Consider the following 1,161-nt stretch of genomic DNA (forward strand, 5'->3'; position numbering starts at 1 on the left):
TTATCTGTAATAGCTGTTGAACTGCCCAGATGGTCGGGGTGGTAAAAAAATTCGATCGGGGCGGGTGCGCACGCACCTGGGTTTTGTGTGCAGCATTGTTCGTATTTAAGTGACCCAGGAAAATAGCCCGCACACGGGTTTCCGACACCACCAATGGTAATAAAAGTAGCGAGAGGTTCTTGTTGTACGGTTAACATTTTATTTAAATCTTGCTGCTGGCGCGTTTTTTAGTGTCAAATTTGCGAAGAATAGTTCCCTTTTTGATTTACTTTACAATTGTTCTTCCAGAGTTGTGACTTAATTTTTCTGTATAAAAGTTGAAGCTAAAACAACTCGGCTTTCGATACTTAGAAAAGTCATATTCTCCTACTATTTTTTTAGAAGGGAGACATGAAAATCTAAATTTTGTACTATCTAGTTTATTTTCTACAATTTGGCAATCAAATTGAAAAATTTCCCAACCGCTTTCTTGGGGGTTCCAGCACACTTCTAAACCATCAAGAGTTTCGTCAACTCTACTAACATCAATTTTTATATAATTTGTGTCGGGAAATATCCAACTATCGCCGTCATAAATGTAGCGGTAATCTCCTTTTTTAACAACGGTAAAAGACTGTTTGCCATCGGGCGAATAGAAATAAAATCTGCGACCGTCGCAGCTAGTCAGTAAAAGGAGAGCACCAAAGAGCGCTAAAACTAATTTCTTCATTTTTTCTATCGTTTTTTGAACATACGAATTCCTGTTCGGTAGCCAGCTAATTGTGCTTTTATTGTTGTTGTTGCTTCTCTTTTCGGACTAATTGAAATTGCGGGTATAAAATTAGTCGGAATTAATACTGCCCCGTCATCTTTGAATCCTTGATAGGTGTCAAACCCGTATCTAGCGTCCTGCCAAGACAATCCTGTTCTTGCGGCAACTAAGCCAGCTGCATAATTACCAAAATCTCTTGCAGAACCAAAATCGCCGTTGACATCAACGGATCCTCTATAAAAAAGCTTCTGTCGTTCAATCCTTGACAACTCTGGGTTTACGTTTTCACTTTTAAAATCGTAATCTTCTCCGTTTGTAGCATTTATCATGTAGTAAAATAAGCTTGGATTCTCTTTAATCACACGATTCACAAAATCCTGTCCTTCCCGAGATTTTGGATCAAGGATTGC

General features: G+C 38.7%; 3 protein-coding genes. All 3 read right to left on the reverse strand.

The window, feature by feature from the left end:
- Window positions 1–197: hypothetical protein (locus CHX27_RS15625; protein ID WP_207758899.1), on the reverse strand; the 197-nt coding region annotated here is incomplete at its 3' end.
- A 68-nt stretch (window positions 198–265) separates the two neighbouring features.
- Window positions 266–709 carry a hypothetical protein gene (locus CHX27_RS00225; protein ID WP_094484786.1) on the reverse strand — a complete coding sequence of 148 codons (444 nt, stop codon included), beginning with the start codon at window positions 707–709 and terminating at the stop codon, window positions 266–268.
- A gap of 5 nt (window positions 710–714) precedes the next feature.
- Window positions 715–1,161 (reverse strand): hypothetical protein (locus CHX27_RS15405; protein ID WP_207758900.1); only part of this gene is annotated, 447 nt, incomplete at its 5' end.

This window comes from Flavobacterium aurantiibacter (genome assembly GCF_002251775.1).
GTDB classification, from domain to species: Bacteria; Bacteroidota; Bacteroidia; order Flavobacteriales; family Flavobacteriaceae; genus Flavobacterium; species Flavobacterium aurantiibacter.